Below are 610 nucleotides of genomic sequence, written 5' to 3'. Positions count from 1 at the left end.
TGTTCTCGGACATTGACTTAGGAGGGCGGGATGGATGCGATCTCGCCCACCAGGCCCTCAAGGCACAGCCGGGGCTTGCGGTAGTGCTTACCTCAGGCCGCTCGCGCAGGTGCCACGCTGATCGCCTTCCGCCCGGAGCCGCTTTTCTGGCCAAGCCTTACCGCCTGCCGCACTTGGTCGACGAAGTGCTTCGCGCTGGAGAGGCCACGTCGTCTTACTAGCAGCCCGGACCCAATCCGCGACAGGATCTATCGCCGGACCTTCACCGCAAGGGAGAGACCCATGCGCCTTGCACGTGCCGTTCTTGGGGGCACCCTTCTGGCATCTTCAGCCCTTGCTCAGGTACCAGCTGAGGTCGAGGCCTGTCGCCTGTCAGGACTGGCGGCCCTCCAGGAGCGTTCGCCCTCGATCGAGCATCTCACTTTTGACATCCAGTCGCTGGCCATCTCCAAGGCAGACACCAAAGTCGAGGATACGCCGATCCGCATGGTGGTCATGGGAGAGGCCTATCTCCAGCGCGAGAAGAGCGACAAGCCAAACCGCTTTGTTTGCCTTGTCAGTGACAAGGGCAAGGTGGTGCTCACCTTCTTCACTGAACAATAGGCCCCCT

The 610-nt window shown here is 61.6% G+C and carries 1 protein-coding gene; it reads left to right on the top strand.

What is annotated here, in order from left to right; all coding sequences use genetic code 11:
* The first annotated feature begins 282 nt into the window (after nucleotides 1-282).
* A complete protein-coding gene (locus E4K09_RS02845) occupies nucleotides 283-603 on the top strand; it encodes a hypothetical protein (protein WP_134495045.1) in 321 nt (106 codons plus the stop codon).
* Nucleotides 604-610 lie beyond the last annotated feature (7 nt).

Source organism: Microvirga pakistanensis, assembly GCF_004458765.1.
Classification (GTDB): Bacteria; Pseudomonadota; Alphaproteobacteria; order Rhizobiales; family Beijerinckiaceae; genus Microvirga; species Microvirga pakistanensis.
This window is presented reverse-complemented; position numbering and strand designations above follow the sequence as displayed.

Coding starts and splice junctions, on each gene's coding strand:
- E4K09_RS02845 (WP_134495045.1), top strand. CDS start 283: ATGCGCCTTGCACGTGCCGTTCTTGGGGGCACCCTTCTGGCATCTTCA.